Annotated in this window: 27 protein-coding genes; 18 read left to right on the top strand and 9 right to left on the bottom strand. The window is 38.5% G+C overall.

Translation table 11 applies throughout. The annotated features are described in order from the left end of the window. The first annotated feature begins 89 nt into the window (after positions 1–89). Entirely contained in the window at positions 90–641 is a 552-nt protein-coding gene (locus tag TSIB_RS04090) for a TIGR00288 family NYN domain-containing protein (protein WP_048160289.1), read from the top strand. Then, on the top strand, positions 592–1,116 hold the full coding sequence (locus TSIB_RS04085) for a TIGR00288 family NYN domain-containing protein (protein WP_015849118.1): 525 nt from the start codon (positions 592–594) through the stop codon (positions 1,114–1,116). Before TSIB_RS04090 ends, TSIB_RS04085 begins: the two co-directional genes overlap by 50 nt. 5 nt (positions 1,117–1,121) lie before the next feature. On the opposite strand, the gene TSIB_RS04080 is transcribed toward TSIB_RS04085, so the two are convergent. Next, entirely contained in the window at positions 1,122–1,571 is a 450-nt protein-coding gene (locus tag TSIB_RS04080; RefSeq protein WP_015849117.1) for a single- stranded DNA-binding family protein, read from the bottom strand. A gap of 58 nt (positions 1,572–1,629) precedes the next feature. Between TSIB_RS04080 and TSIB_RS04075 the strand changes: the two genes are divergently transcribed. The 5 genes from TSIB_RS04075 (at position 1,630) to mobA (ending at position 6,217) form a co-directional block, all read left to right on the top strand. Then, a complete protein-coding gene (locus tag TSIB_RS04075) occupies positions 1,630–2,304 on the top strand; it encodes an adenylate kinase (RefSeq protein WP_015849116.1) in 675 nt (224 codons plus the stop codon). 243 nt (positions 2,305–2,547) lie between these two features. Then, a complete protein-coding gene (locus tag TSIB_RS04070; protein WP_015849115.1) occupies positions 2,548–2,946 on the top strand; it encodes a ParB/RepB/Spo0J family partition protein in 399 nt (132 codons plus the stop codon). 14 nt (positions 2,947–2,960) lie between these two features. After that, on the top strand, positions 2,961–4,472 hold the full coding sequence (locus TSIB_RS04065) for a potassium channel family protein (protein ID WP_048160288.1): 1,512 nt from the start codon (positions 2,961–2,963) through the stop codon (positions 4,470–4,472). Between the two features lie 39 nt (positions 4,473–4,511). Next, the gene (locus tag TSIB_RS04060) at positions 4,512–5,633 is read left to right on the top strand and encodes an ATP-NAD kinase family protein (RefSeq protein ID WP_015849113.1); all 1,122 of its coding nucleotides are present in this window, start codon (positions 4,512–4,514) and stop codon (positions 5,631–5,633) included. Beyond that, entirely contained in the window at positions 5,630–6,217 is a 588-nt protein-coding gene (gene mobA, locus TSIB_RS04055) for a molybdenum cofactor guanylyltransferase MobA (RefSeq protein WP_015849112.1), read from the top strand. Before TSIB_RS04060 ends, mobA begins: the two co-directional genes overlap by 4 nt. Here mobA and TSIB_RS04050 read toward each other — a convergent pair. After that, positions 6,195–7,088, bottom strand: a complete 894-nt coding sequence (locus tag TSIB_RS04050) for a GNAT family N-acetyltransferase (RefSeq protein WP_015849111.1) — start codon at positions 7,086–7,088, stop codon at positions 6,195–6,197. The two genes, mobA and TSIB_RS04050, sit on opposite strands and share 23 nt — an antisense overlap. Positions 7,089–7,111: 23 nt before the next feature. Further along, the gene (locus TSIB_RS04045; protein WP_015849110.1) at positions 7,112–8,071 is read right to left on the bottom strand and encodes a tetratricopeptide repeat protein; all 960 of its coding nucleotides are present in this window, start codon (positions 8,069–8,071) and stop codon (positions 7,112–7,114) included. A gap of 111 nt (positions 8,072–8,182) precedes the next feature. Between TSIB_RS04045 and TSIB_RS04040 the strand changes: the two genes are divergently transcribed. From TSIB_RS04040 to TSIB_RS10415, 4 genes are all read left to right on the top strand, one after another. Beyond that, entirely contained in the window at positions 8,183–9,169 is a 987-nt protein-coding gene (locus TSIB_RS04040; RefSeq protein ID WP_148206160.1) for a hypothetical protein, read from the top strand. A 222-nt stretch (positions 9,170–9,391) separates the two neighbouring features. After that, on the top strand, positions 9,392–10,312 hold the full coding sequence (locus TSIB_RS04035) for a ribonuclease Z (RefSeq protein WP_015849108.1): 921 nt from the start codon (positions 9,392–9,394) through the stop codon (positions 10,310–10,312). After that, entirely contained in the window at positions 10,290–10,991 is a 702-nt protein-coding gene (locus TSIB_RS04030) for a TraB domain-containing protein (protein ID WP_048160287.1), read from the top strand. The genes TSIB_RS04035 and TSIB_RS04030 overlap by 23 nt, the downstream gene beginning before the upstream one ends. Before the next feature lie 10 nt (positions 10,992–11,001). Beyond that, the gene (locus TSIB_RS10415; protein WP_015849106.1) at positions 11,002–11,178 is read left to right on the top strand and encodes a hypothetical protein; all 177 of its coding nucleotides are present in this window, start codon (positions 11,002–11,004) and stop codon (positions 11,176–11,178) included. 36 nt (positions 11,179–11,214) lie between these two features. Here TSIB_RS10415 and TSIB_RS04025 read toward each other — a convergent pair whose 3' ends face one another. From TSIB_RS04025 to TSIB_RS04005, 5 genes are all read right to left on the bottom strand, one after another. Further along, positions 11,215–11,739: an Lrp/AsnC family transcriptional regulator gene (locus TSIB_RS04025; RefSeq protein WP_015849105.1), complete on the bottom strand. Its 525-nt coding sequence runs from the start codon at positions 11,737–11,739 to the stop codon at positions 11,215–11,217. A gap of 257 nt (positions 11,740–11,996) precedes the next feature. Beyond that, complete coding sequence (locus TSIB_RS04020; RefSeq protein ID WP_048160286.1) at positions 11,997–13,295, bottom strand: purine-cytosine permease family protein; 1,299 nt, start codon at positions 13,293–13,295, stop codon at positions 11,997–11,999. A 25-nt stretch (positions 13,296–13,320) separates the two neighbouring features. After that, a complete protein-coding gene (locus TSIB_RS04015) occupies positions 13,321–14,418 on the bottom strand; it encodes a M24 family metallopeptidase (RefSeq protein WP_015849102.1) in 1,098 nt (365 codons plus the stop codon). A 4-nt stretch (positions 14,419–14,422) separates the two neighbouring features. After that, positions 14,423–16,162 (bottom strand): hydantoinase B/oxoprolinase family protein, encoded by a 1,740-nt coding sequence (locus tag TSIB_RS04010; protein WP_048160285.1) that lies wholly within the window; start codon positions 16,160–16,162, stop codon positions 14,423–14,425. A gap of 5 nt (positions 16,163–16,167) precedes the next feature. Next, positions 16,168–18,246: a hydantoinase/oxoprolinase family protein gene (locus TSIB_RS04005; protein ID WP_015849100.1), complete on the bottom strand. Its 2,079-nt coding sequence runs from the start codon at positions 18,244–18,246 to the stop codon at positions 16,168–16,170. 220 nt (positions 18,247–18,466) lie between these two features. Here TSIB_RS04005 and TSIB_RS04000 point away from each other — a divergent pair, with 220 nt between their 5' ends. From TSIB_RS04000 to TSIB_RS03970, 7 genes are all read left to right on the top strand, one after another. After that, on the top strand, positions 18,467–18,826 hold the full coding sequence (locus tag TSIB_RS04000; protein ID WP_015849099.1) for a cupin domain-containing protein: 360 nt from the start codon (positions 18,467–18,469) through the stop codon (positions 18,824–18,826). Further along, on the top strand, positions 18,811–19,032 hold the full coding sequence (locus TSIB_RS03995; protein WP_015849098.1) for a hypothetical protein: 222 nt from the start codon (positions 18,811–18,813) through the stop codon (positions 19,030–19,032). The genes TSIB_RS04000 and TSIB_RS03995 overlap by 16 nt, the downstream gene beginning before the upstream one ends. Before the next feature lie 113 nt (positions 19,033–19,145). Beyond that, positions 19,146–19,607 carry an NYN domain-containing protein gene (locus TSIB_RS03990; RefSeq protein WP_015849097.1) on the top strand — a complete coding sequence of 154 codons (462 nt, stop codon included), beginning with the start codon at positions 19,146–19,148 and terminating at the stop codon, positions 19,605–19,607. 56 nt (positions 19,608–19,663) lie between these two features. Next, complete coding sequence (locus TSIB_RS03985; RefSeq protein ID WP_015849096.1) at positions 19,664–19,843, top strand: KH domain-containing protein; 180 nt, start codon at positions 19,664–19,666, stop codon at positions 19,841–19,843. A 9-nt stretch (positions 19,844–19,852) separates the two neighbouring features. Next, the gene (locus TSIB_RS03980; protein WP_015849095.1) at positions 19,853–20,428 is read left to right on the top strand and encodes a site-2 protease family protein; all 576 of its coding nucleotides are present in this window, start codon (positions 19,853–19,855) and stop codon (positions 20,426–20,428) included. A 102-nt stretch (positions 20,429–20,530) separates the two neighbouring features. Further along, complete coding sequence (gene pgiA, locus TSIB_RS03975; protein ID WP_015849094.1) at positions 20,531–21,103, top strand: glucose-6-phosphate isomerase; 573 nt, start codon at positions 20,531–20,533, stop codon at positions 21,101–21,103. A 115-nt stretch (positions 21,104–21,218) separates the two neighbouring features. Continuing rightward, on the top strand, positions 21,219–22,904 hold the full coding sequence (locus TSIB_RS03970) for an acyl-CoA mutase large subunit family protein (protein ID WP_015849093.1): 1,686 nt from the start codon (positions 21,219–21,221) through the stop codon (positions 22,902–22,904). Positions 22,905–22,906: 2 nt separating this feature from the next. Here TSIB_RS03970 and TSIB_RS03965 read toward each other — a convergent pair whose 3' ends face one another. Then, positions 22,907–25,060 carry a COG1470 family protein gene (locus TSIB_RS03965; protein ID WP_015849092.1) on the bottom strand — a complete coding sequence of 718 codons (2,154 nt, stop codon included), beginning with the start codon at positions 25,058–25,060 and terminating at the stop codon, positions 22,907–22,909. Positions 25,061–25,063 lie beyond the last annotated feature (3 nt).

Below are 25,063 nucleotides of genomic sequence, written 5' to 3'. Positions count from 1 at the left end.
TTTGTTGCATTCTTGCCCAACTTTTTTATAGTCTAAAATCATAATTTTTACTAGAGATTTTAAGTTATATCAACAATGTGGTGATAACGATGCCCAGCAATTGGGAAAAGATAGTCTCGATTACAAAAGGAGGAGTAAAAAGTATCGGAATGATTAAACAAAAAATTCAAAGAGGTAAAAAAATAGCCCTACTCATTGACGGCCCAAACATCCTGAGAAAAGAATTCAATGTACATCTTGAGGATATTGTAGCTGCTCTGGAAGAACTTGGAAATATCAGAGTTGCTAAAGTTGTTTTAAACCAATACGCTCCTCAAGGGCTTATTGAAGCCATTGCAAATCAAGGATTTGAACCAATAATTGTTGCTGGAGAGACAGGGGTAAAACTCGCAGTAGAGGCTATGAGAGAGATATATAACCAAAATATAGATATAATCGCCTTAGCCACGCGAAATGCTGAGTTTTTGCCCATAATATTGAAAGCAAAGGAGAAAGGAAAAGAAACTGCCATTATCGGTATTGAACCTGGATTTAGTGCTGCTCTGAAACATGCTGCTGATTATGTAATAGCCCTCGAAAGAGGTGAAGATAATGAGGAGATCATTATTCAGGATACTAAAAAGAGAAGAAAGAAAACCTAAAGAAAAAGAAGAGAAAGAAATCCATAAAGGGCCCCCAAAGACCATAGGACTTATAATCGACGGCCCAAACATCCTGAGAAAAGAATTTGGAATAAAACTTGAAAATATAAAAGAAGCTCTAGAGAAAATCGGAAATATCAGAGTTGCTAAAGTTGTTTTAAACCAATACGCTCCTCAAGGGCTTATTGAAGCGGTAGTAAATCAAGGATTTGAACCAATAATTGTTGCTGGAGATACCGATGTAAGAATCGCTATTGAGGCAATGGAGCTCATTTACAACAGTGACATAGAGGTAATAGGGTTTGCTACGAGAGACGCTGATTTTCTCCCAATAATAAATGAAGGAAAAAGAAAGGGAAAGGAGACAGTTGTTATTGGCGTAGAACCTGGTTTTAGTGTTGCTCTTCAAAACGCTGCTGATTACGTTATAAGAATGGAGGGAAAAAGTGAAGAGAACGAAGACTATGAAGAATAACAACCTTATTTTTCAAATTCCAGTTTTAGTGAAGTGTGTTCTCTTTTAAGTGTTTCAACTATTTGGGAGACCTCTTCACTAAGTTCTTTCAGTTTTTCTGAAAGATTACTAAGTTCATTTATGATAGCTTCTAAGGCTCTTTCACTTTCTTCAACCTCTTCCATGGCCTCAGCGAGCTTTTCTTCTTCCTCTTTCTTATAAACCTCAATTTGCAAGCTATCATAGTTCCATTCTATCTCACCACTTTTAATACTGAAGCCTATTGAAATCCTCACAACATCTTCCTTTTTCACATTCAGTTCTTGGAGTTTATCAAACAAGTACTGGTTTAGCTGAGCAGAGGCCCTCACAACATTTTCTGGTACAATTTTACCTCGTGTTAAAGCAAATAGAACCTTTCTAACCTTGTTGGCATATCCATTTGCCCTAACAAAACCAGTCGAGAGCCTGGGCATCAGGCATCACCATAATGCTTTAATGCACTATTAAATATATATCTATATTGGTGGTCGAATGAACATCTTGATTTTTGGCCCTCCTGGTTCTGGAAAATCCACCCATTCACGGAGAATCATTGAAAAATATAACCTAGAATACATAGCCTCAGGGGATATAATAAGAGCAGAGATAAACAAAGGGAATGCTCTTGGAAGGGAAATGAAAAAGTACATAGAAAAGGGTGACCTTTTACCCGATACTGTCATAAACACTCTAGTCCTCTCAAGACTAAGGAAAAAAAGAGAGAACTTTATTATCGATGGATATCCAAGAACAGCCGAACAGGTTTTAGCTTTAGAAAATTTCCTTTACGATCATGGAATTAGAATAAAACTTGCAATTGATATCTTCATCTCAAAAGAAGAGAGTATAACACGAATTTCCGGAAGAAGAATCTGTAGACAGTGCGGAGCAGTCTACCATATAAAATACAATCCCTCCAAAGTTCCTGGGAAATGCGATATTTGTGGTGGGGAGGTTATTCAAAGGGAAGATGACACACCAGAGATAGTATCAAGGAGATACGATATTTATATCAACAACATGGAACCAATTATCAAGTTTTACAAAGGCCAAGGGGTGTATGTGCAGATAAATGGTCACGGAGGAATCGAAGAAGTTTGGGAAAGAATCAGACCTCTTTTAGATTACATATGGAATCGGGAGAAGAAAAAGGAAGAATTCGAATAAAATACAAAATTTGATAAATATTACTTTTTCTTTTTGAAAGCCTCGCCCTTTAGGGCGGGGAGGAGGTCAGCTCAACAGACCTGATAGGAGAAGCTGTAATGCAGGTTTAAAGAAATTAAAAGCAAAGGAATTATTTATCTCCCCCTCTTTTCCCCTTTGTTAATATTAGCGAAAGGCTTGGTGAAAAGTTTAGCGATAAGCTAAAGAACTTTGGAGCCTTTATAGTTATTAGGGGAGTTAAAAGTGATTAGACTCATAACAAGAGAAGAAGCATTTAAGAGGGCTGAGCGAATAAAGAGAGAAAATGAGATTCTTTATGGAACACCTTTTGAGTCAGAACATAAATATCTGCCTACTGATGTTCTAATCCCCACCCAGTGGCAATTGAGCGAGAAAAAACTATTAGTGGTACTTCAAGAGATAGTACATGGATATGATGCTCCAGTAATTGTTTTGGAGCATAAAGGGAAGTATTACATCTTAGACGGGCACCATCGGGCTTATGCCAGGAAAAAACTTGGATTCTCGCAAGTCGAGTCGATAATATTAAGGCCCATTCGGGATATTCCAACAAAAATCGAGAAGTCTACAAAAAAAGCAAAGTTAAACAGTTTAGACGATATCGTGATTGTTAAAGAATAATATTGGTGATATACATGTGTGAATACACTTTTGAAAATGGTGAGAAGTGTAAAACAAAAGCTCTAGCTGGTTCAAAGTATTGCTCACTCCATGTCCCTATTGATGAGGGAGAATTACTTTATGGAGAAAGATTAAAAGAGATTAAAAAGAGAGCATTTGAAAGAAAACTAGAAAGAGGAATCCGATATTTTGAAGGTGTTCAGTTGTATGAAGCCAATATTTCAAATATGACAATTAAAAATCCTCTTGTATTCAAGAACTCAAAAATAAAAAGTCTCATTGTCGAGAATTCTGATTTAAAGGGTTTATCTCTCTTCAATTCTGAAATTGAAAGGGTTATATTAGTAAGTTCATCTATAGGAACAATATGGATAAAAAATTCAACCCTTTATGGATTTAATGCCCTCGATATTGAATTCGAAAATTCAATCTCCCTAAAAAACAGTGCAGTTAGGTATCTGATGATGAATTCTGTGCAACACTCTGAGAAGAAAATAAAGGGTGAAGAGGAATATGGAGAAAAAGAAAGCATTCATGGAAGAATAGAACTCTCTGATCTTAAAAAAGTTAGAAAAATAGGGATAAACTCCCACTATCCTTTGCTTAAAGAGATTTTAGATGAATATGGGGTAAATCCCTCCAAGATATCGAAAAGACACGTAAAAGCAAAAGTACTTCTCATAAAAAATATAGAGTTTGATCCGAATCCAAGATTCAAGCGACAAGTAAGAATTTTTATTAGAAACTTTAATGGAACCCTTCAATTTGAGAATCTTGAAGTTCTAGGCCATGTTGAGATTAGAGGCGGAAGGCTAAAGATCCCCGAGTTCATTCACACGCTCATTCACAACAACCTAGTGTTTAGAGGGACTGCTTTTTACGGAGACACGACATGGAACTTAACCGTGCTTCCAAATCTCCCAGCAGAATTAAGTGTAAAAGGATTTGTGATCCTTGAAGACTGCAGTTTTAATAATCCTACAATGGAAGAGTTTTTCTACAGATTAGCAAGAATCACATGGGAAAAAAGTGGAGATAAAGAGAAAGCAGATGAGTACTACTATTTAGAAATGCTTGCACAGAGAAAACAAAAAATGGGAAGGTATATGACTTATTTGCCTAAACTTGGGATTAGTATAAAATTGCCAGCCTTTCCTTTTAGAAAGGCCAAAACCAAAATGAAACACTACATACACCTTTTAGAAGGTCTTTTTGAATGGTTTTTTGCAGATTTAACATGCAAATACGGAACAGATTGGAAAAGACCGATCTTGATCTGGATAGCTATGGTTAATTTTGTTTTTCCTACGATTTTCTATATTACCAGAAGTGTAACAAGTTTTGGTGTTCCTTTAGAGAGCTTCTTAGATTATGAATACTTTAGTGTGGTAACAGCAACAACTCTAGGCTATGGAGATTTACATCCTATTGGAATTGGAAGAGTGTTCGCTTCCATTGAAGCTCTCTTCGGGATGTTTATGTGGGCAGTTTTCCTGACGGTTTTTGCAAGGAAATACATGCGTTAAGTTTAATTTAAATGCACATAACGTAAAAGAGGGATAAAAATGAAAGCTGGATTAATAGTAAATCCAATAGCTGGAATGGGGGGAAGAGTCGCTTTAAAAGGAACTGACGGAGTAGTGGAAGAAGCTATACGGAGAGGGGCTGAACCAATAGCAATCGAGTTTACGAAGCTTTTTCTGAAAGAACTCTCCCATTATGATGTAAGTATCAAGTTTTTCACAGGCCCCGATGGATTAGGGGAAGACGCCCTCAAAGAGTTTGAATTTCCATATCACGTCATCAAGCATAGAAAAATTGGAGAAAAGGAAATTTTAGGTGTTAAAATCCCGAATACCAACAAAGAAGACACAAAAACACTCACAAAGTTCATGAGCAAAGATGTTGATATAATTGTATTCGCAGGCGGAGATGGGACCGCAAGAGATATTTATGAAGCAATAGACGAAAAAAAGCCAATATTGGGAATTCCAACCGGCGTTAAGATGTTTTCAGGAGTCTTTGCTACATCTCCAGAGGATGCAGCGAGGCTTTTAGTTGAATTCACAAAAGGAAATGCAAAACTAATTGAGAAGGAAATTCTTGACCTGGATGAAAATGCATACAGGCATGATGAAGTAAAGGCCCAGCTCTACGGAAAATGCCTTGTACCTTATGTTGAAACGCTTGTACAAAGTGCCAAAGAGGCCACTCCACTTGATGAGGAGGAAGAACTTGAGGCCATAGCCAATACTCTGGTGGAAGAGCTTGAGGATGGAATCTATTTCCTAGGAGCGGGTTCTACAATAAAAAAGATAAAAGACAGGCTTGGAATCAATGGAACACTTTTAGGAGTTGACATAGTTGAAATCAAAGATGGAAAAGCCAAACTGGTAGTAAAAGATGCTCAAGAAAAGGATTTGCTCAAATACATTGATAAAGCCCCAAAAATAATAGTAACCATTGTAGGGGGCCTTAACTTTCTCTTTGGCAGGGGAAACCAGCAGTTTTCTCCAAAAATTTTAAGTCAAATCCCCAAGGAAAATATTATAGTAGTGGCTAGTCCGGCCAAGGTTAGAAGGCCAATAAGAGTTTATACCGGGGAAAGAGAAGTGGATGAAAAACTCAGGGGGTATATAAAAGTTAGAATATCCCCCTGGGCTGAGAGAATGGTGAAAGTAATATGATAGGTGTAGTCCTAGCTGGAGGCAAATCAAGTCGTTTTGGAGGAGAAAAACTCCTCTATAAAATTAATGGGAAACCCCTGATACTTCACACAATAGAGAGAGTGTTAAACGCCAAAAAGATAGAAGAAATTGTTATAGTAACCTCTAAAGAAAAAATGAAAAGCTTTGAAAAGCTTGGTTTTAGTGTCGTTGTTGATAAACTCAAAATAGGCCCAATAGGGGGAGTTTATACTGCCATATCCCACTTTGCAGATGTTTTTGTAGTTGCAGGTGACATGCCCCTCATAAACCCCAAATTCGTTGATTGGATTGTAGAAAAATTTCATGAGTCTAACACTCTGGTATGTGTGCCAAAATGGAAAAACGGATATCTTGAACCCCTTCACGCCGCTTATTCCCAAGATTTTCTAGAAATGATTAAAAGACAAATAGAAAAAGGCGAATATATGCTTGGAAAAGCAATAAGGGCCTCAAGCCCCTGTTACATAAAAATAGAGTCCCTACCATTGGAATGGCAAGAGAGTCTTTTCAATATAAACGCAAAAAGTGATTTAAAAAAGATTAAAGGCGCTTTGCAAGTATAACGACACTATCCAGTGTTTTTGGTTCGAATTTTTCCACCAAATCTTTTTCAATTATTGTTCGAAGTTTCCTAAACCCCAAACTTCCTGCTCTGCTAAGCAAGAGGATTAGATCCTCCTTTTTACCCCATAGATAGGCGGTAACAAGAGATCTATCGAAGAAAGATTCTTCAAGAACATAATAAGATCCCCGAATTCTGCCACTTTCAAGATAATTCTTATCGTCTATTCCAGCAATTCTGTCTTTAAAGGCTGTAAACCAATGATGGTAAGAAGTCTGGAACTTTCCGGCAACCATTTCTAATCCCTCGATCTCATTCCATGAGAACTTAAAGAGTTCCGGTTCAATTTCCTCTGAAAACTGCTCCAAATCAAATTCGACAAAACTTGCCTTATGTATAATCTCCTCAATACCAACTTTCTTATAAAAACCAACTGCCGACTTTTCTGGAGTAACAGTTACAAGCTCACATCCATTCTCCTTAGCAAGTTCTTCAACAAATTTAATAATTTCTCGTCCCACTCCTTCCCCTCTGAAATTCTTATGAACTTCAAGAACATCTATGTGAGCTATTTTCATTATCTCCCCTTTTATCGGTTCTTCGCTTATCAGTACTTCAGCATTTCCTATTATCTTTCCATCCACTTCTGCTACAAGGGGGATTTGGCCTTCCAAGAGAAGATAATTCAAATGGATTGCACAGGTTTCAATACTCATCCAAGGGCCTCCATGCAAATATCGTTCCCTTATACTCAACTCTTTATAACTGGTTTCTCGATTTTCACTCTTTCTAAACCATCTCTCAATTCCTGAACAATGAACATCAACTATCTCTTCAGTATCTTCAAGTGTTGCTATCCTAACCGCCACCATAAAAATCACCAAAAAGAGGAAAATCAGAGTTCCGCTTCACTTAGAAATTCAAGAAGATCCAAAAGCCTTCTATCATCGATCTTAGTGATGTATTCGCTCACTTCCTCTCTCCCTATTTTTCCATCCTTATATAGAGCCACCGCTTTTACACCCTCAAAGAATTCCCTCATATCCTCAAATACATTCGTAAACATGTCCATGTTGTTGTAAACCGTCTCAAACTGGTCTTCCATCATCATCTGCCATAAAACATCAATCAATGAGTCAAACGCTACATCGAAATACTCCGTGTCCCTTGCATGTAACATTGCATAAAGACACTCATGTAATGCTGCCTCATAATTATCTTTATCCTCGAATATCTCTTCAAAAACCAAGTGTATTTGGGCCCTCAAACGATTATTATCAAGCACTTGAGGAAGTATTCTAGCTAATTGGGCCTTTGCTTTTGAGAGTTCTCCCATTTCAAATGTGATGTATGCCTTGTGTATCCCAATCTGAACGACGTCTTCTTCTTTTCCAAGGTCATCGAGAACTTTTTCAGCCTTGTTCATAAGTTCTAAAGCTTTCTCATATTCCAAAAGCTCCTCGTGAATGAGTCCCATGTTGTAGTAGATTTTTGCAATATTTTCAAGGTTCCCTTTTTCTGTCTCCTCCTCAAGAAGACCTCTGTAAAGGTCAAGTGCTTTTTCCAATTCGCCTATAAGGTAGTACAAATCGGCAAGGTGATATTTAACCTCGAAGCTATCTTCCTTTTCAGCTAGCTTCTCAAACTCTTCAATCTTATCGATGTTTAAGAATTCGAGGAAGTAATACACAACAAGCTTATACAGCTCATAGTCTTTACACTCAAGGACCAGTTTTTCGGCCCTCTCAAGAACCTCCTTTAAGTCCTCTTCACTCAGCTCATCCACCTTGTAATAGAGCAAACTTGCCAATCTTTTGCAGTCTTTCTCCTGAATTGCTTTGAGGAGTTCCTCCATTTAACGCACCTCAAAAAATTTAGGCAAGATAACATTTTAACCTTACGCATAAGCTTTTTAAAATATAATTGTCAATAGTAATTTAGATAACTGTCATTGGTGGGGATAGGTATGAAAAATGTCGGCTTGCTGGCCCTCTTGTTCCTTGCCCCATTTGCCTCTGCCTATACATTCAACTTCTCCTCAGATGTTTACACCATGATAAGAGACCCTACCTTCGCATGGGCAGATGGCAGCGGTACAACCTTCGAATGGAAGGGATACGAGTTAAACACGACAGGATACCTCTATTGGGCAGGTATACTTCTTTCTGGAATAGGAAACTGTACATTGAGCAGTGACATCAAGCTAAGGGACAAAAAAGGAGAGTCCTTTTATATGTCCTATGGGACCTCGGGAAGAATGAACGGGGTTTCTTATCTGCCAATTTTCACACCAGATTTATACTCACATCACCATGATCTGGACCGCGGGCCTTATGTCCTTGATATCAGCCTAAAAGTTAGGGAATGCGAAGTCATAGTAAAAGAATTTACTTTCATAATCTCAAAAATTAAGCCAAATGAGCTTCCTTTACTTCTTATACCATCCAGTTCGTGTCCTGTAAAAGAATCAAAGGTCGGTGCATTAGAGTTTGCAAACAAAACCTACTGGAGAGAATTTGAGCTGAACTTCACATTCCTCTACGATGGTAGCGATGTTGATCTTGTAAACGGGTGGAAAAGTGAACCCTGCCCTATATTGAATATATATAACGGAAAGGTATGCCTAGCCAAGGATTACTGTACCAGCTATTGCTCAGCTAATATTTCTCCCGGGATTTACAACGCAAAATTAAAGCTACAAGAGGGCAATTTGTCTGTCAAACTATTTAAAAATGGAATCGCGTTTGAAAAAACTGTCCAAGTTCAACATCCCCTTTATTTAGCATCTCTAGGCGCTCCATGTTCTCACGCATTCATATACAACGTTACTTTTTATGGTGTTGAAGGGGACCCATCAGAAACTTTTTACACAAGGAAAGAAACATATGGAGGATTTATTCTCGCCATAGCGGTCTTTATTGCACTTATAATAGGAATCAAAATGAGGAAGTAAAGATTTACACTTATCCAATTATTCCACAGAAGTAGATAAATGAAAGTGATACTGTCAAGATAACCTTGGCATTATTCCCTAAGGATGTTGAGTAGATAATAGTCTTTTGCCATTGGTATTTCAACCTTGGCGTTAATACTTAGTGTCATTCTATGGATACACGAAAAGAGGAAATAATCCACAGAGGAAATACCTTTTAAATTGTCATGTGGATTTTAGATCATGCTTGAAGTAATCTTCCTTGGAACTGGAGGCATTATGCCAACCAAAGAGAGAAACGTCCCAGCCATAGCCTTAAAGTATGGAGGCGAGATAATTCTGTGGGATATCGGGGAAGGTACACTAAGACAGTTAGATACAACGAAATTGAGCCCAATGAAGATAGAAAAAATTTTTATAACTCATTTCCATGGCGATCACTATTTAGGATTAATGAGTCTTATCCAAACGATGACTCTTTGGAAGCGAGAGCGCCCACTCTACATCTACGGGCCCAAATATACCTTCGAGTTCATTCAGAACTATCTTAAGAGCGGCTTTTTTAGACCAAGTTTTGAGATCCATATCCACGAGCTTGGGGAGACAAGACTAAAGTTCAAAGACTATGAAATATGGAGCTTCAAAGTAGACCATGGTATCCCGGCCTTAGGCTACGTTTTCAAGGAAAATGACAAAAGAGGGAATTTTGATGTTGAAAAAATCAGAGAACTTGGATTGAAACCTGGCCCTTGGATGAAAAAGCTCGAAATTAAAGGAAAAATAGAAATCAATGGAAAATTGATATATCTGGAAGATGTTACCGGAGAACCAAAGAAAGGTGTAAAGATCGTATACACGGGTGATACAGAGCAGTGTGAAAGGATAAAGCTCTTTTCGGAGAGAGCTGACTTATTGATCCACGAGGCAACATATTTAAGCAGAGAGGACAAGGGAGATAGCTATCATTCCACGGTGGAGGAAGCTTGTGAGACTGCAAAAAGGGCTAAAGTCGAGCTTTTGGCACTTTTCCACAGAGCACCAAGGTATAAATATGAGGAATATGTCCAAGAGGCAAATAAGATATGTGAGTATAAGTTTATAATTCCTCAAGATTTTGATGTTGTTAGGCTTGGTGAGAAGTATGAGTTATCTTCGCTACGTTAAAATCATAGGTACAATGCATGTTTCACCAAAAAGCAGGCAAAAAGTAAGGGAAATAATCCTAAAAGAAAGACCCAATGCGATAGCTATTGAATTAGACCAACAGCGTTTTTATGCCATTCAATCTCCCAAAAAACTCGCCTTCCAAGAGGCCTTAAAACTTGGGAAGAGTGCACTTCTGACATATATTCTAATGAAGGTGGAAGAGAAAATTGGAGAAGAGTTCGGTATGAAACCTGGGGAAGAAATGAAAGAAGCTATTTATATGTCTGGACTTCTCGGTGTCCCCCTTTATCTAATCGACGAAGACATTAGGATCATTATGGAGAAACTTCTGAAAGCGCCTTTTAGGGAAAAAGTGTTTCTATTTCTTGAAAGTGCTTTAGTGCTTCTCCCTATAGCTCCCAGTAGGGAAGAAAACTCGGAGGATATCACGGAAAACTACAAAATAATGATGCAACAATTCAAAACTAGATATCCCTACCTCTTTAAAGTTCTGGTAGAAGAACGAAATGAGATTATGGCAAGAAACCTCAAAAAAATCGTTGATGACTTAAAAAGGATGGGACTTAAAAAACCAAAAGTCATTGCCGTGGTTGGACTGGGCCATAAAAAAGGGATAGAAAGAATTTTAAACTCTTACAAAGAGCAAAGATTTATTAAGTCCAAAACAAACTTATAATGGTGATTTTATGGAAAGAAGACAACTTACATGCCCCCTTTGTGGAGGAACCAGTTTTAAATTTGAAGACGGGAAATTAGATAGCAAATGGGGCTTCACAGCTCATAAGGTGAAAATCGCAATCTGTGAGAGCTGTGGCTATGTAATGATGTTTTACAAAGGAAGGACAATATGGGACTTCGACTGAGCTCGTAGACTCTAAGTTATTCATTACTTTACTTTTTTAGAATTTTAACGTAAATTTGCGATACCATGCTTTGGGACTTCCAATTGCAGGGAATATTCTGTATATTTCCACGATATCTACCTCTCTGAGGAACTTGTCTATATGGTATTTGAGTTTCTCAGGATTAGATTCAAAAAATCTTAGTAATAAATCGTATTCTCCCCCAAAGTACTCAGTTGCTTCATATATCCTCGGATTAAACACTGCTCTGCTAATAAATTCTTTAATCTCTTCCATCTTAACATTTTGCTTAAATTTAATTAAAACATCAGCATATGCAACATTAGCTGCTCTAAGCAAAATTAATGCTATTATTTGCAAAATCCCTTCTTCTTGAAGCCTCATGCGTCGTCGTCTAACTGTGGTAATTGAGACTTGAAGTTTTTCCGCAATTTTAGTATCGCTCATTCTTCCGTCTTCCCGCAATAATTGGTATATTTTGATATCCAAATCATCTAATTTACCTTTAAGGATATTTTTTAAAATTGCAATTTCTTCCTCATACATAAGTTCGTTCAACATGATGTCAGATTACTAAAAAAGTATTAAAAAATTTCGCTAAAATTTTGTAAGTCTCTTTCCAGAATCAACAAATTGCTGAAGTTTAATGTAAAAGGGAACCTAACAACGATGAAAATAAAAAAGTGCATAGACTCTCTATATTTTCAACTAACTTCTCCATTAGGTGTGAGCACAAGCTCGTGGGTTCTTGAATTTAGATCACAGGTTATCCTACAAGCAAAAATAGTAAAAACAAAGGAGCATTATTATGCTCTTTACTAGTTGCTAAGCCAGTGTTTTGGTGTAAATTGATCTGGTGCAATCTTTGCCTTAAGGAGCATAAGAACATAGTAAAGTATTGTTGTAAAAATATATGACTGTACTGGGGGTATCCCAAATGCTACTTTTTGGTTGTAATAACCAAATAGTAAACCACAGATCAACGTTATCGTAGCTACTATATTCCATCCTGATTTTTCATTCCATCTTTCCTTTCTTAAGATTAGGAAATCAGTTGCCATAATCGCTGCAATTGGTGGGAAAAGCAGCGACATGAAAAGTAACCAGTTCATGTACCTTTCAAGAATACCTGCCAATGCCAAAATAATTCCCACAATACCTACGAATACTGTGAGAATCTGTTGCTTTCTGCGTTCTTTAACATTGAACGTATTACCTATAGCTAATGCAGGACTGTATACATTTACTAACTGTGTAGTCCACTGTGCAAGGAAAGTTAGGAAGTATGCCCAAAATGGGTAACCCAATAGAACCATCACTTGAATAATGTCCCATGAACCTACACCAACTGCCATTATTGCTCCCGTCAACATTAAGATAAATCCAACTAGAATCACAAGGGATGGTACTAAAATTGCATTTTTCCAACCTGGCTTTGCAACTCTTGCATAATCTGAAATCATGACCCACTGGCAAACATTTACTCCAATTATTGTAGAGAGGGCGGTGCTTATTGGCATAGTTTCAGTTGGTACCCAGTTAAGTATACCTTCAACTCCATAAGATTTGATAGCAAGGTAGATTCCCATCCCAAAAATCAACATTCCGACTGGAACTCCCAGATAATCCACTATCTTTATAGAGGTGTATCCTAACACTGCGGGAAGCATGAACACAATTCCTAGCGCTACTACCATCAGCGCCCATTGAAGTTTTTCTGTTGTATAATCAATACCAAACCCGGCACAAAAAGCATTTGCTGCTATAGCAGTTTGTATAGCCCACCAGCCTAGTCCTAAGATTATTAGTATTAGTGAAATTAGTATTCTTGATTGAATGGTACCAAAGCTCTGTCTTGCAATAACACCAGCAGGAAGCCCTGTTTTTGAACCAATGTATGAGTTAATCGCATTTCCTATCCAAGTCACCAAGAGAGCTACAGCTAGTAACAATGCTATTTTCTGCACAGTAAAGGCTCCTACTAATCCTGCTCCAACCATCACAACTGATAGTGTAAATTCACATCCTGCATATACTATTGCAGGACTTAGCCAAGACTCCCTCTTCTCTAAGGGTATAGGTTTTGTAGGTACGTCATAACCCATTTCTTCTCCCATTTTTTCACCCCCAAACATCCAAACACTATAGCGTGATCAATTCCCTATCCGCATTAGTCAACCTTATCCCCTTTTTATCTACTAAGGCCACATCATCTTCAATCCTAACGCCAAATTTTCCCTGCAGATAAATCCCTGGTTCAATTGTAAATACCATTCCGTCTTTGAGAATCTTTTTATTCCCTGGAGAGATGTAGGGTTCTTCATGAACATCTATTCCTAACCCATGCCCCGTTCTGTGGATAAAGTACTCGCCGTAGCCATATTTTGATATAATCCCTCTTGCTGTGGCATCTACAACCTCCGCAGGTATTCCTTCAGCAACTTTCTGGACAGCCGTTTCTTGGGCTTCTTTGACAATTTCATAAACCTTTTTGACCTCCTCGGAGGGCGGTCCTACTACCACTGTTCTAGTGACGTCAGAACAGTACCCAAGATACTTTGCTCCATAGTCAAAAATAACGACGTCTCCTTTTCGAATTTTTCTGTGTGATGGTCTATGATGTGGATTTGCTCCATTTGGTCCTGAAGCGACAATCGGTTCAAATGAGACATCGTCAGCTCCGAACTCATTTTTTATCATGTATTCTATCCTATTTGCTAGCTCCCTCTCAGACTTCCCCTCGAGTTTTCCTTCTATGAACCTATAAAACACTTTATCGACAATTTCAGCCGCTTTTTTGTGTGCTTTAATTTCGTCTTTGTCTTTTATTTCCCTTAATTCTGAAATTACTGGGCTTATAGGATGTAAAGAGTATTTATCAAAGATGTCCTTTGCCTTTAGGAAAACACCAACTGGCATAGTGTCGTCTATCAAGAGCTTTTCACCTTCTTTGAAAGTCTCCTTAATCTTGGTTGCAAAAATCTTGTATGGGTTTTCGCTGTCACTCCAGAGTACTACCTCCCCATTGAATTCTTCAAGCTCTTTTTCATACAACCTCGGCGCAATTGCTGTCAGAAGCCCTTCCGACGGTAGAATAAGTACAAAAAGCCTTTCAAGAGTTCCAAGTGGGTTAAAACCCGTTAAATAATAGAAATTAGAACCAGGGGCTACAAGTGCCCCTTCAAAGCCTTTCTTTCCAAAGTGAGCCTGAAACTTATGAATCCTTCTCTTGTAATCCATCAAATTATCCCCTCTCCTGACGTAGATTCTTTCTTAACTCTTCCGTAGCTTCCCAGTTAATTTCTATTTTCTCCGGATCTATAACGACGCCATAAATCTTTTCTGCGACATCTAAGGTTATCAACTCATTTCTGTAGTCCTCGAGTACCAGCTTTGGATCTCTCTCTAAGGGATCCCCCCATCCACCGCCACCTGATGTTCTAATGCTTACCAAGTCTCCTCTCTTGAACACTTCTGCAGAGATCCTACGAACCTCTTGGGCATTCCCGTCTTTGTAGATGATTACCTTGTTGCCAGGGCCAGAAAGTCCTCCATCAACACTCCATGGCGGGAAATCATGTCTACCGACCTGAATGGTAACCAAAGCTTGGCTATTGAGGATCCTGTAATCTCTAATGACTCCAAAACCTCCCCTGAATTTTCCGTGTCCTACCCCGTCTTTAGTGTTAACCATATATCTCTCTACCAGTATTGGGAAATTCCTTTCATAAACTTCCGTGGAAGCAATGTATGTTTCTCCATCCCCGCATGCTACCAAACAGCTTGTTCCATCCATATCATATCCTGCACCCCATCCCCCTGGCTGAGGTTCTACTATTGCAAATGGTTCCCCAGTTTTATCGTTGATACCTCCTACAATTGTAGCTATAATTGAGAGGAAGTGTCCAGCTGTTAGCTTATCTGGGACATGAGGAGCAAGGGCTCTCCAAACCAAATCAGTTGCAAAAGCTATTCCTTCCCAGTCAGTAGAAGTGGGCGCTGGTTTAATTGGATGGAAAACTGTGCCTTCCGGAGCAATTATCTCTAACGGCTTAAAGAACCCCCCAGTTGGATAAGCATGAGGATCCATAATAGCCATATAAACCTCTCTTACTCCAGAAACAGTTGCTGGAAACGGAGAGTTTATTGGACTCATAACTTGTTCAGCGCTTCCTGTAAAGTCAACGATAAACTTTTCATCCGTAATTGTGATTTTTGCTCTAACATATAATGGCTCATCAGTACCTGCGATTGCTGCATCAATATAATCTTCAGCCTCAAATTCGCCCTTAGGAAGTTCTTTTAATCTAAATCTTGCGTATTTTTCTCCGTCTTCTAGTATTTTCTTCATAGCAAGCTTTACATTTTCAAGGCCGTATTTTTCAATAAGATTCTTAACTCTTTTTGCAGCAACTCTCATAGAGGCTGCTTGGGCTTCCATGTCACCATATGTATAATCAGGTAATCTGGAATTTTCGAGGATTATGTCCACTACACTCTTGTTAGGTTTTCCTTCCTCATATAGCTTTACACATGGAAGTTGCAGTCCCTCCTGGTAGATTTCTGTTGCGTTGGGGTTCCAACTTCCAAAAGCCATTCCTCCTACTTCGCTCCAGTGCCCCTTGTTTAATACCAATCCTATGAGTTCATCTTTATAGAACATAGGCATTATTAGGGTAACGTCGTTTAAGTGAGTTCCAGAGTTATATGGAACATTGCTCACAAAAACGTCTCCTGGATAAATCTCGTCTCCCCACTTTTCAAGCACTTCCCTAGCTGCAAAATCCAGTACTCCAGAGAATGCTGGAACTCCGGGAGCTTGGGCTACAAGGTTTCCCTCAGCATCAGTCATTCCAACTGCGAAGTCATATACCTCATAAATTACAGGACTTTTTGCAGTTCTTGCAAATGCCCAAAACATCTCCTCATTAGCCACAACTAGTCCATTTTTTATTATTTCTAAAGTAAAGGGATCAACACTCATTACTTTCACCTCCTCTTAGTGGATATCGTAATGTTACCATACTTGTCCTTCACGAATTCTTGGAAGTCTAATACAAGAACAGTTGAGGTTGGATCTTCTAAAATTGCAGGACCCTCAATTTTTACACCAGTTGGGATTTTTTGTCTGTCAAATACTGGAAGTGTCGTATAGTCTCCATTTATGAACACTTTTCTATCTTCTTTGATAGCTTCTTCGACGCTATACTTGTCGACTATGCTCTCGTAAATTTTAGGTCTCTTGACTTTTACAATGCCCACACTGTGTAAGTTCACTATTTGGACAGGACTTTCCGAAAGTCTGAAGTCATAAGACCTCTCATGATACTGGTGGAATCTCTCAATGAGGCTCGGTACGTCATCTTCTGTCAACTCACCAGTTTTTACTGGAACTTTTACAGTATGCTCTTGTCCTTTGTATCTCATATCAGCGTAGTGGAATATCGTTACTTCTTCTTTTGGGATTCCCTCTTCTTTTTCAAAGATTTCGAATAATCTTCTGTCTGCGTTTGAGAACAACTCATTAATGAGTTTTAGATTTTCAGAATTGACTTCAACTACATGAGTAATAAGGGCATCGTGTCTTATATCTGTCAGAAGCATTCCCCAAGCAGAGAAGACTCCTGGGGGTATTGCGGGAATTACTATCTTGTTTATTTCGAGGTCTTGAGCGATGAATGGAGCGAACATTGGGCCTGAACCACCGTGGGCTATTAGAGTGAATTCTCTCGGGTCATACCCTTTTTGTACTGAGATAATTCTTATTGCGTTTGCAGCGTTTTCGTTAGCTATTTTGATTATTCCTTCAGCGGCCTCCTCCACAGAGATATTAAAGTGGTCTGCGATCTTTTCCTTCACTACTTTTACTGCCAAATCCCTGTATATTTTCATTTCTCCGCCGAGGAGGTAATTGGGATTTATTAAACCATTTATTACGTATGCATCAGTTACTGTTGGTTGATCCCCTCCCTTTCCATAGCATGCCGGTCCCGGATCGGCACCCATAGCTTGTGGACCTACTCTTAGGTTCCCAACTGCATCTATCCATGCAATGCTTGTTCCACCATTACCCACCTCTTCAATTTCAATAACAGGAACTTTTACTGGGTAACCAGGATTAAACTTGTCTCTTCCCACATGATACTCACTATGCACTTTTGGAGTTAGGTTCTCTACAAGGCTAGCTTTGGTTGTTGTACTGCCCCCATCAAGTACTATCACGTTCTTTTCACCAATAAGTTCAGCTATTGCAATTCCCCCTATAACTCCTGCAACTGGTCCTGATTCTACAGCGTAGATTGGATATTCTTTCAAAAAGTTGAAAGACGCCACTCCTCCGTTTGATAACATTGAATAAAACGTTCCCTCAAATCCCATGCCTGCTATCTCTTTTTCAAGAGTGTCTAAGTAAGTTTTCATTTTAGGTTTTACAAAGGCATTTAATACTGCAGTATTTGTTCTTTCGTATTCATACCATTCTCTTGTTATTTCGTGAGATGTTGTTATCGGTATTTCAAGCCCTCTCTTCTCTAGTTCTTCTTGGATTATTTTCTTAGCTTCTATTTCATGAATAGGATTTGCATATGAGTTCAAGAAGCTAACACATATAGATTCCACTCCTTCTTTTAGAAGTTTCTCAAGACCCTTCCTAACGTCTTCAGAATGGAGAGACTCTATAATGCTCCCGTCTCCACCAATTCTTTCTCTTACTTCTACGGTAAGACCCCTAGGAACAAATGGTTCAGGTTTTTTGTATCTAAAGTTGTAGATATCTCTTCTGTTAGCCCTTTGGAGAATCAGAACATCCCTATGACCTTTTGTTGTCAAAAGACCAACTTTTGCTCCACTGCGAGTTATAATGGAATTTATTACTAAGGTTTGGCCATGTAATACCATGTCCACTTTTGACATGTTCAGTGTACTTTTTCTAACCGTGTTAAGAACACCTTCAGCTGGATTCTTTGGAGTTGTTTCTCCTTTTACCCATAGAAGTTCTCCAGTTTCATCATTATATCCAACTAAATCAGTAAATGCACCTCCAATGTCTACCCCTAATCTATATCCCATGCTTTTCCCTCCTATGGAAATTGTCACTATTTGCCGCAGTTAGTCAGCAATACATTGAATAATAAATATTTAAACATTTTTAGTTAAATTTTTACATTATTTTGGGATTAACTAAAAAATAACTAGCAATATTATGTTTAAATTTGCACTACATAGAAGACAAAAACATACACACAAGTCTTTTAAAGGACATTCATGTATAAAAATGTCGGTGACTCGCATGAAGGGGAGGATACACCATTTAAATAGCATGTGGAGCATATCTGAAAATAAGGCACTTGAGGTCTTCAAAAATGACCAAATTCAAGTGGGAATACTGCTATTAAATCCAAACAGTCGTCTGCCGGAAACGGGCTTTAGTGTCCATGAAAATTTCCACGAGTTCGCTTATATAATTGAGGGAGAAGTTATCCTTGGAACGTCTTCAGATGAGACTCCCCTTAAAGCTGGAGACTTTATGTACAACAAACCCGGTACTCCTCACTACACCAAAAACATCTCGAACATTCCTGCAAAGATTTTATGGTTTTTACTTCCAACTAAACCTAGATTAGAGGATGTGATTTGGAAATCAAAATAATAACCAGATATTACACAGTTAAAAACAGAACAATTGGACAGTGCATTTCCTGCCTTGAAGAATTTAAACAATATAGAGATCAACAATACAACTATGTTTTAACTTATAAAGTAATAAAACCTCCGGTTAATATTTCAAAAAATGTAGAAACTTTATTGAAAATTGGCAAAGAAGACATCAAGAATTACTACCTGAAAATGGAATAATAAAGTAAGAAGACTACACGTTTACGCTTATAGTGATATAAAGAATTCTTAGAAAAAAGAGGAATCCCCATAATAGAAATATTCAATGAACCTTTGTTGAGGTGGTGCTGTCAATGGAGGACAAATACCCACAAATCGGCCTTGTTATTAATGGTCCCAATATTCTACTAAGCAAATTTGATATTAGTCTAGAGGATATTTTGTATGCTTTAAATGACATTGGAAGAATTGTTGTGGGGAAAGTTGTGATAAACTATGAATTTTCCTCAAATCTACTCAAGAGCATCATTGATAGTGGCTTAGAGTCTGTTATGGTCAATGGTCGCGTTGATGTTGCTGTAGCAGTTGAGGGAATGAAAATAATTTACAACCCAAGAATAAACGTTTTAGCTTTGGCCACCAGAGATGCTCATTTCATGCCCCTTGTTTTTGAAGCTAAACGAATGGGAAAAGATGTAATAGTTATTGCACCTGAAAAAAAAGTAAGTGAAGCACTTCAAAACATTGCCGACAAAACAATAGAGCTTCTACCACCAAAACCAACGACAACCCTCTATAAGGTAAAAGTTGATTAGTATTTTGACTCCCTAAAACTTATATTCTCCTCTTCCAATTTTCAATGGGGTCGAAGATGAGGGAAGAACTAAAACGCATGCTTAAGGTAGACATACTTGAGATCGAATATGAAGGAGATAAAGTGATTGTCTATGTTCCAAAAGACCAGGTTAGGATAGCAGTAGGAAGCGGTGGGAGTGCTGTAAGAGCTGCAGAGCTAGTCTTAGGAAAGAAAATCGAAATTAGAGGTAGATGAAGAATGCCTATGGAACTTAAAAAGCAAGAACTTGAAGACCTAACCATCTCTTTTATCGTCCTTACACTTGTTTTTTCCAGTTTTGAATTAACTGCAATCCCCTATGTAGCTTTAGGAATCTTTACAGCCTTTGTTTTCCACGAGATTGCCCATCGACAAGTTGCTAGGAAGTATGGATACTACGCGATTTACAAACGGTGGGACACTGGGATCATGCTTGCACTCTTTGCGGGTATAATAAATAAACTCCTAGGGTTGAGATTCATCTTCGCTGCTGTAGGAGCAGTTCAAGTTTATTCTCTTTATGCAGGATGGCAAGATAGAGAAATTTATGGGAAGATTAGTCTAGCAGGTCCCATCACGAATATCACAGTAGGGATTTTTGCACTAGCATTATTAACTCTTGGAAAAATCTCGGGAATACTGGGAGTCTCCCTCTATTATACTGCCTATGTTAATTTTTTGTTAGCTCTATTTAACCTCCTCCCAATTCCTCCCTTAGATGGTTATAAAGTATTTAGATGGAATCCAGGTTACTGGGCAGTTGCAATAGGAGTTTCATTTCTCTTTCAATCTCTTCTATAAAGTTTTTCTTTTCGAGGCTTTGATCCAAAAGACAGAGAAGAGTTTAGATAAATGAGAAAAGTTAAATAATGAAAACATATAGCTGAGGATAGAGGTGGGAATATGGAGTACAAAGAGCCATTTGGTGTCAAACTTAATTTTGAAACTGGAATTATCGAGAACGCAAAGAAAAGCATCAGAAGACTCAGCGACATGAAAGGATATTTCATAGATGAAGAGGCATGGAAAAAAATGATAGAAGATGGGGATCCGATAATTTACGAAGTTTACGCTATTGAACAAGAGGAAAAAGAAGGCGACTTAAATTTTGCGACTACTGTTTTATATCCTGGAAAAGTTGGAAATGAATTCTTCATGACCAAAGGTCACTACCACTCAAAAATAGACAGAGCTGAGGTTTATTTTGGTCTTAAAGGCAAAGGAGGAATGCTGCTTCAGACTCCAGAAGGAGAAGCAAGATGGATACCGATGAAACCTGGTACTATAGTTTATGTACCTCCCTATTGGGCCCACAGGACGATTAACACTGGCAAGGAACCCTTCATATTCCTCGCACTATATCCTGCAGATGCTGGCCATGACTATGGAACAATTGCAGAAAAGGGATTTTCCAAGATAGTGGTTGATGAGAAAGGAAAAGTAGTCGTCAAGGACAATCCAAAGTGGAAAGCTTAACTCTTTTTTTTCCTGATTTTTTAAAGGCTGGATAAAATGTCCAATAGAAAGCAAACCCTTTGAATATGTAAAAGATTTTTATAGGCTTAAAGCATAACTCCCTACGGTGGTGCTAATGACTTTCGATAAAAAGAAGATAGAGGAGATTAAAAAGACTGAAGAGGAGTGGAATGAAAAAACTGTAAAACCCTTTATTGCAAAAAGGCCAGAAAGAAAAGAGAAATTCATGACTGATGATGGTTTTGAAATTAAAAGAACTTATACACCTGCCGATCTCGAGCACTGGGATTACTTGGAAAAGCTTAACTTCCCAGGTCAATATCCCTTCACAAGAGGGGTTTATGCCACAATGTATAGAGGAAGATTATGGACAATGAGACAGTACGCTGGATTTGGGACTGCTGAAGAGAGTAACAAGCGTTACAAATACCTCTTGGAGCAAGGACAAACTGGTTTAAGTGTCGCTTTTGATTTGCCAACACAAATTGGTTATGACTCCGATCACCCCATGGCAGAGGGTGAGGTTGGTAAAGTTGGTGTAGCTATTGATTCTCTTAAGGACATGGAAATACTATTTGATGGAATTCCCCTAGATAAGGTCTCCACCTCAATGACAATTAATGCTACAGCTGCCAACCTTTTAGCTATGTATATTCTTGTGGGTCAAAAACAGGGAGTCCCACAAGATCAACTGAGAGGAACCGTACAAAATGATGTCCTAAAAGAGTACATTGCCAGGGGAACTTACATCTTCCCGCCACAGCCGTCAATGAGATTAACAACAGACATCATAATGTACTGTGCAGAGCATGTTCCAAAGTGGAATTCAATAAGTATAAGCGGATATCACATTAGGGAAGCTGGAGCAAACGCTGTACAGGAGGTTGCCTTCACCCTCGCCGATGGTATTGAATACGTAAAGGCAGTTATTGCAAGAGGCATGGACGTCGATAAATTTGCTCCAAGGTTAAGCTTCTTCTTCAATGCACACAACAACTTCTTAGAGGAGATTGCAAAATTTAGAGCAGCCAGAAGATTATGGGCCAGAATAATGAAAGAGAAGTTCAATGCAAAGGATCCGAGATCAATGCTTTTGAGGTTTCACACTCAGACTGGTGGATCAACGCTCACGGCCCAACAACCTGAAAACAACATAGTTAGAGTTGCCATCCAAGCTCTCGCTGCAGTTTTGGGAGGTACTCAATCACTTCACACTAACAGTTATGATGAGGCTCTTTCACTCCCAACGGAGAAGAGCGTTAGAATTGCCTTAAGGACACAACAAATTATTGCCTACGAGAGCGGAGTTGTTGACACTATTGACCCGCTTGGAGGTTCATATTACATAGAGTGGCTCACCGACCACATAGAAGAAGAGGCCATGAAGTACATCGAGAAGATTGAGGCCATGGGTGGTATGATGAAGGCCATCGAAAGGGGTTACATCCAAAAAGAGATTGCAGACTCAGCCTACAAGTACCAGAAAGAAGTGGAAGAGAAGAAGAGAATTATAGTGGGTGTAAATGAGTTTATTGTTGATGAACCCCTAGATGTCGAGATTCTCAAAGTCGATCCAAGCATCAGAGACAAGCAAATTGAGAGACTTAAGAAGCTAAGAAGTGAAAGGGACAACAAGAAAGTAGAAGAAGCTTTAAACGAGCTAAGAAAAGCTGCTGAAAGCGAAGACATGAATCTAATGCCATACATCATAGAGGCCCATAAACACCTTGCAACCCTTGGAGAAGTTACGGACGTTCTAAGAGAGGTTTGGGGCGAGTACAGGGCCCCATTGATCTTCTGAACTCACCCCATTTTCTTTTCTAAATATATTACCAGTGCCAAGAGGGCAATTAAGCCCAAGATCAAGAGATAAACTTCTCTCGATGCTAATTCACTAACCTCAGGACCTCCTCTTGTGGTTTTAAACTCTAAAGTAACGTTCCCCTCTCCGATAAGAGCTATGGCCACGAAGTCTTCGTAGCTCCTTATGCCAATCTCCCCATTAATGGATTTTCTTTTATCTTTGAAGACCCCTTTAAAGTTTGTAGATAGTGGGTCAAAGTTCTCTTTTTCATTGTTAAGGGTAAAATAGTAGGCCCTTAGCTCAACATCTTTATCAGAAGTTAGAGAAAACTGCAATCTTTGGCCTCTGAGTGAAGTCGCATTTATAATAAATGTTCTCAGACCTTCTCCAAATTCTCTTTTTTTAAGTTCAAAACTTATGTTCTTCAGTTCTCTCAAGTAATCTGCAACTAATAATGCCCCATCAAAGTAGTTTTCACCCTCAATCATTAGCATGAATTTATTAAGGTTAAAGATAAGGAAGTCACTTCTACCCCTTTCTTGGGTTGAAGATTGCACTATTTTCCCTGAAGAGTCTAAAAGATGAATTCTTACATCTTTACCCTGCCTTATGTATCTCCCATAAATTATTGCAATCTTTTCTCCATCCAATGGCTCAAAAACAAATGGTGGAGTTATCTCATTTCCTGCAAACCTGTATGGTAATCCTGCATGATGATATTCACTTGTGTAATTAAGCTTTGCCAGCCAATTATCACCATAAACCGACAAAATTCCCATTCCGGTAACCTCAAGTTTCAGTGGAATTTTAATATCATTTACAGTCACATTGAACTCTATAGGCTCATTCAAAACAAAGCCTTGCGGAAGATTTGGAAGTTTCAGGACAAGAGATACCTGAGCGTTCTGAACCACATCTAGCTCTCTAACTTGGGTATCTCCGTAGTAGAAATATGCTTTTATTGACTCCGGTAATCCCTCAACCCCAAATTGCACTTTTCCGTTCCCAATGATAACAACAGCATAGCTTGTTGTTCCTCCAAGAATGGCATTGGCATAGGAGTTTACAGCCTTTGCCTCCAGTTCGGTCTTAATTGAAACCGGGAAAGTGGCCGAATATGATTGAGCTGTTAATCCAATTGTCAAGATTTGGGCATCTTCAGGGACAATAAATTCCACCGAAACTTCTTCCCCTGGAGGAATGGTTACATCAAGGTAATATGGTTCACTCACTATCACGCCATTTTGATAAACAGTAGCTTTTCCCTCAAATTTTTGGTCACCCTCATTTCTCAGCCATATTTGAAGTTTTTCTCCTTCCTTCACTGTTTTTACGAGGGAAATCATCGGCGCTTCAAAGTAAAAGCTTTCCTGAGTTATAACCCCATAATCCACAACTATTGTACCTTGAGTAACATCCTTTTCAAAAATAATTTCTTTTTGTTCATTAGTACCAATTGTAACCTCTTTCTTATCAATGGTCATCCCACTAAAGAGTAGTTTGACTGTAGCATTAACAGCATCTCCAGGGTTTTTAAGAACCACGTGGAGCTTATCGTCCCTCCATATCCTATCAATTGTCACAAGACTCTCTAAAGAAGAGATTACAATACTCTTCGAGATTTTTGCCTCCTCCAAGGTGAAGGTCAACTGATTGTAGGGAGGCATTATTTTTACAATCACCTCTTCACCGGGCCTCAAATACAATTCCTGTTCTCTTATGACAATGCCCTGAGAAGAAATCAATAAAGTATCATTAATCTCATAATATCCGGTGTTCCTAATCTTCACTTTTAAATACTTATCAAAGGCCTCTAACAGAGTAATGTCTATATCTTTTCTTTTCACAACTTCAATTCTAGAGTAATTTCCAAGGATATGGAGCTTAAGGGTGAGAGTCTCAACATCAAGACTGCCCACTGTATAATTCACCACTCTAAAAGAAATGCTTTCTCCAAAATGAAGAGCTTTAAGAACACTTTCATTTCCACTTTCCAAGATTAAGAAAACCAAGTCTGGGTTATTCTCTGCAACATCAAATGTTACGGTAGTGTTGTCAACCACCAATACTTCATCTATTCCAAGCTCAACTGAGAGAGCAAGAGCATTTTGAACAAAGAGAAGCAGGATAAAGATTGTTAAGAACCTCTTCATGGC

Origin of the sequence: Thermococcus sibiricus MM 739 (genome assembly GCF_000022545.1) — an archaeon.
In the GTDB taxonomy this organism is placed as follows: domain Archaea; phylum Methanobacteriota_B; class Thermococci; order Thermococcales; family Thermococcaceae; genus Thermococcus_A; species Thermococcus_A sibiricus.
This window is presented reverse-complemented; position numbering and strand designations above follow the sequence as displayed.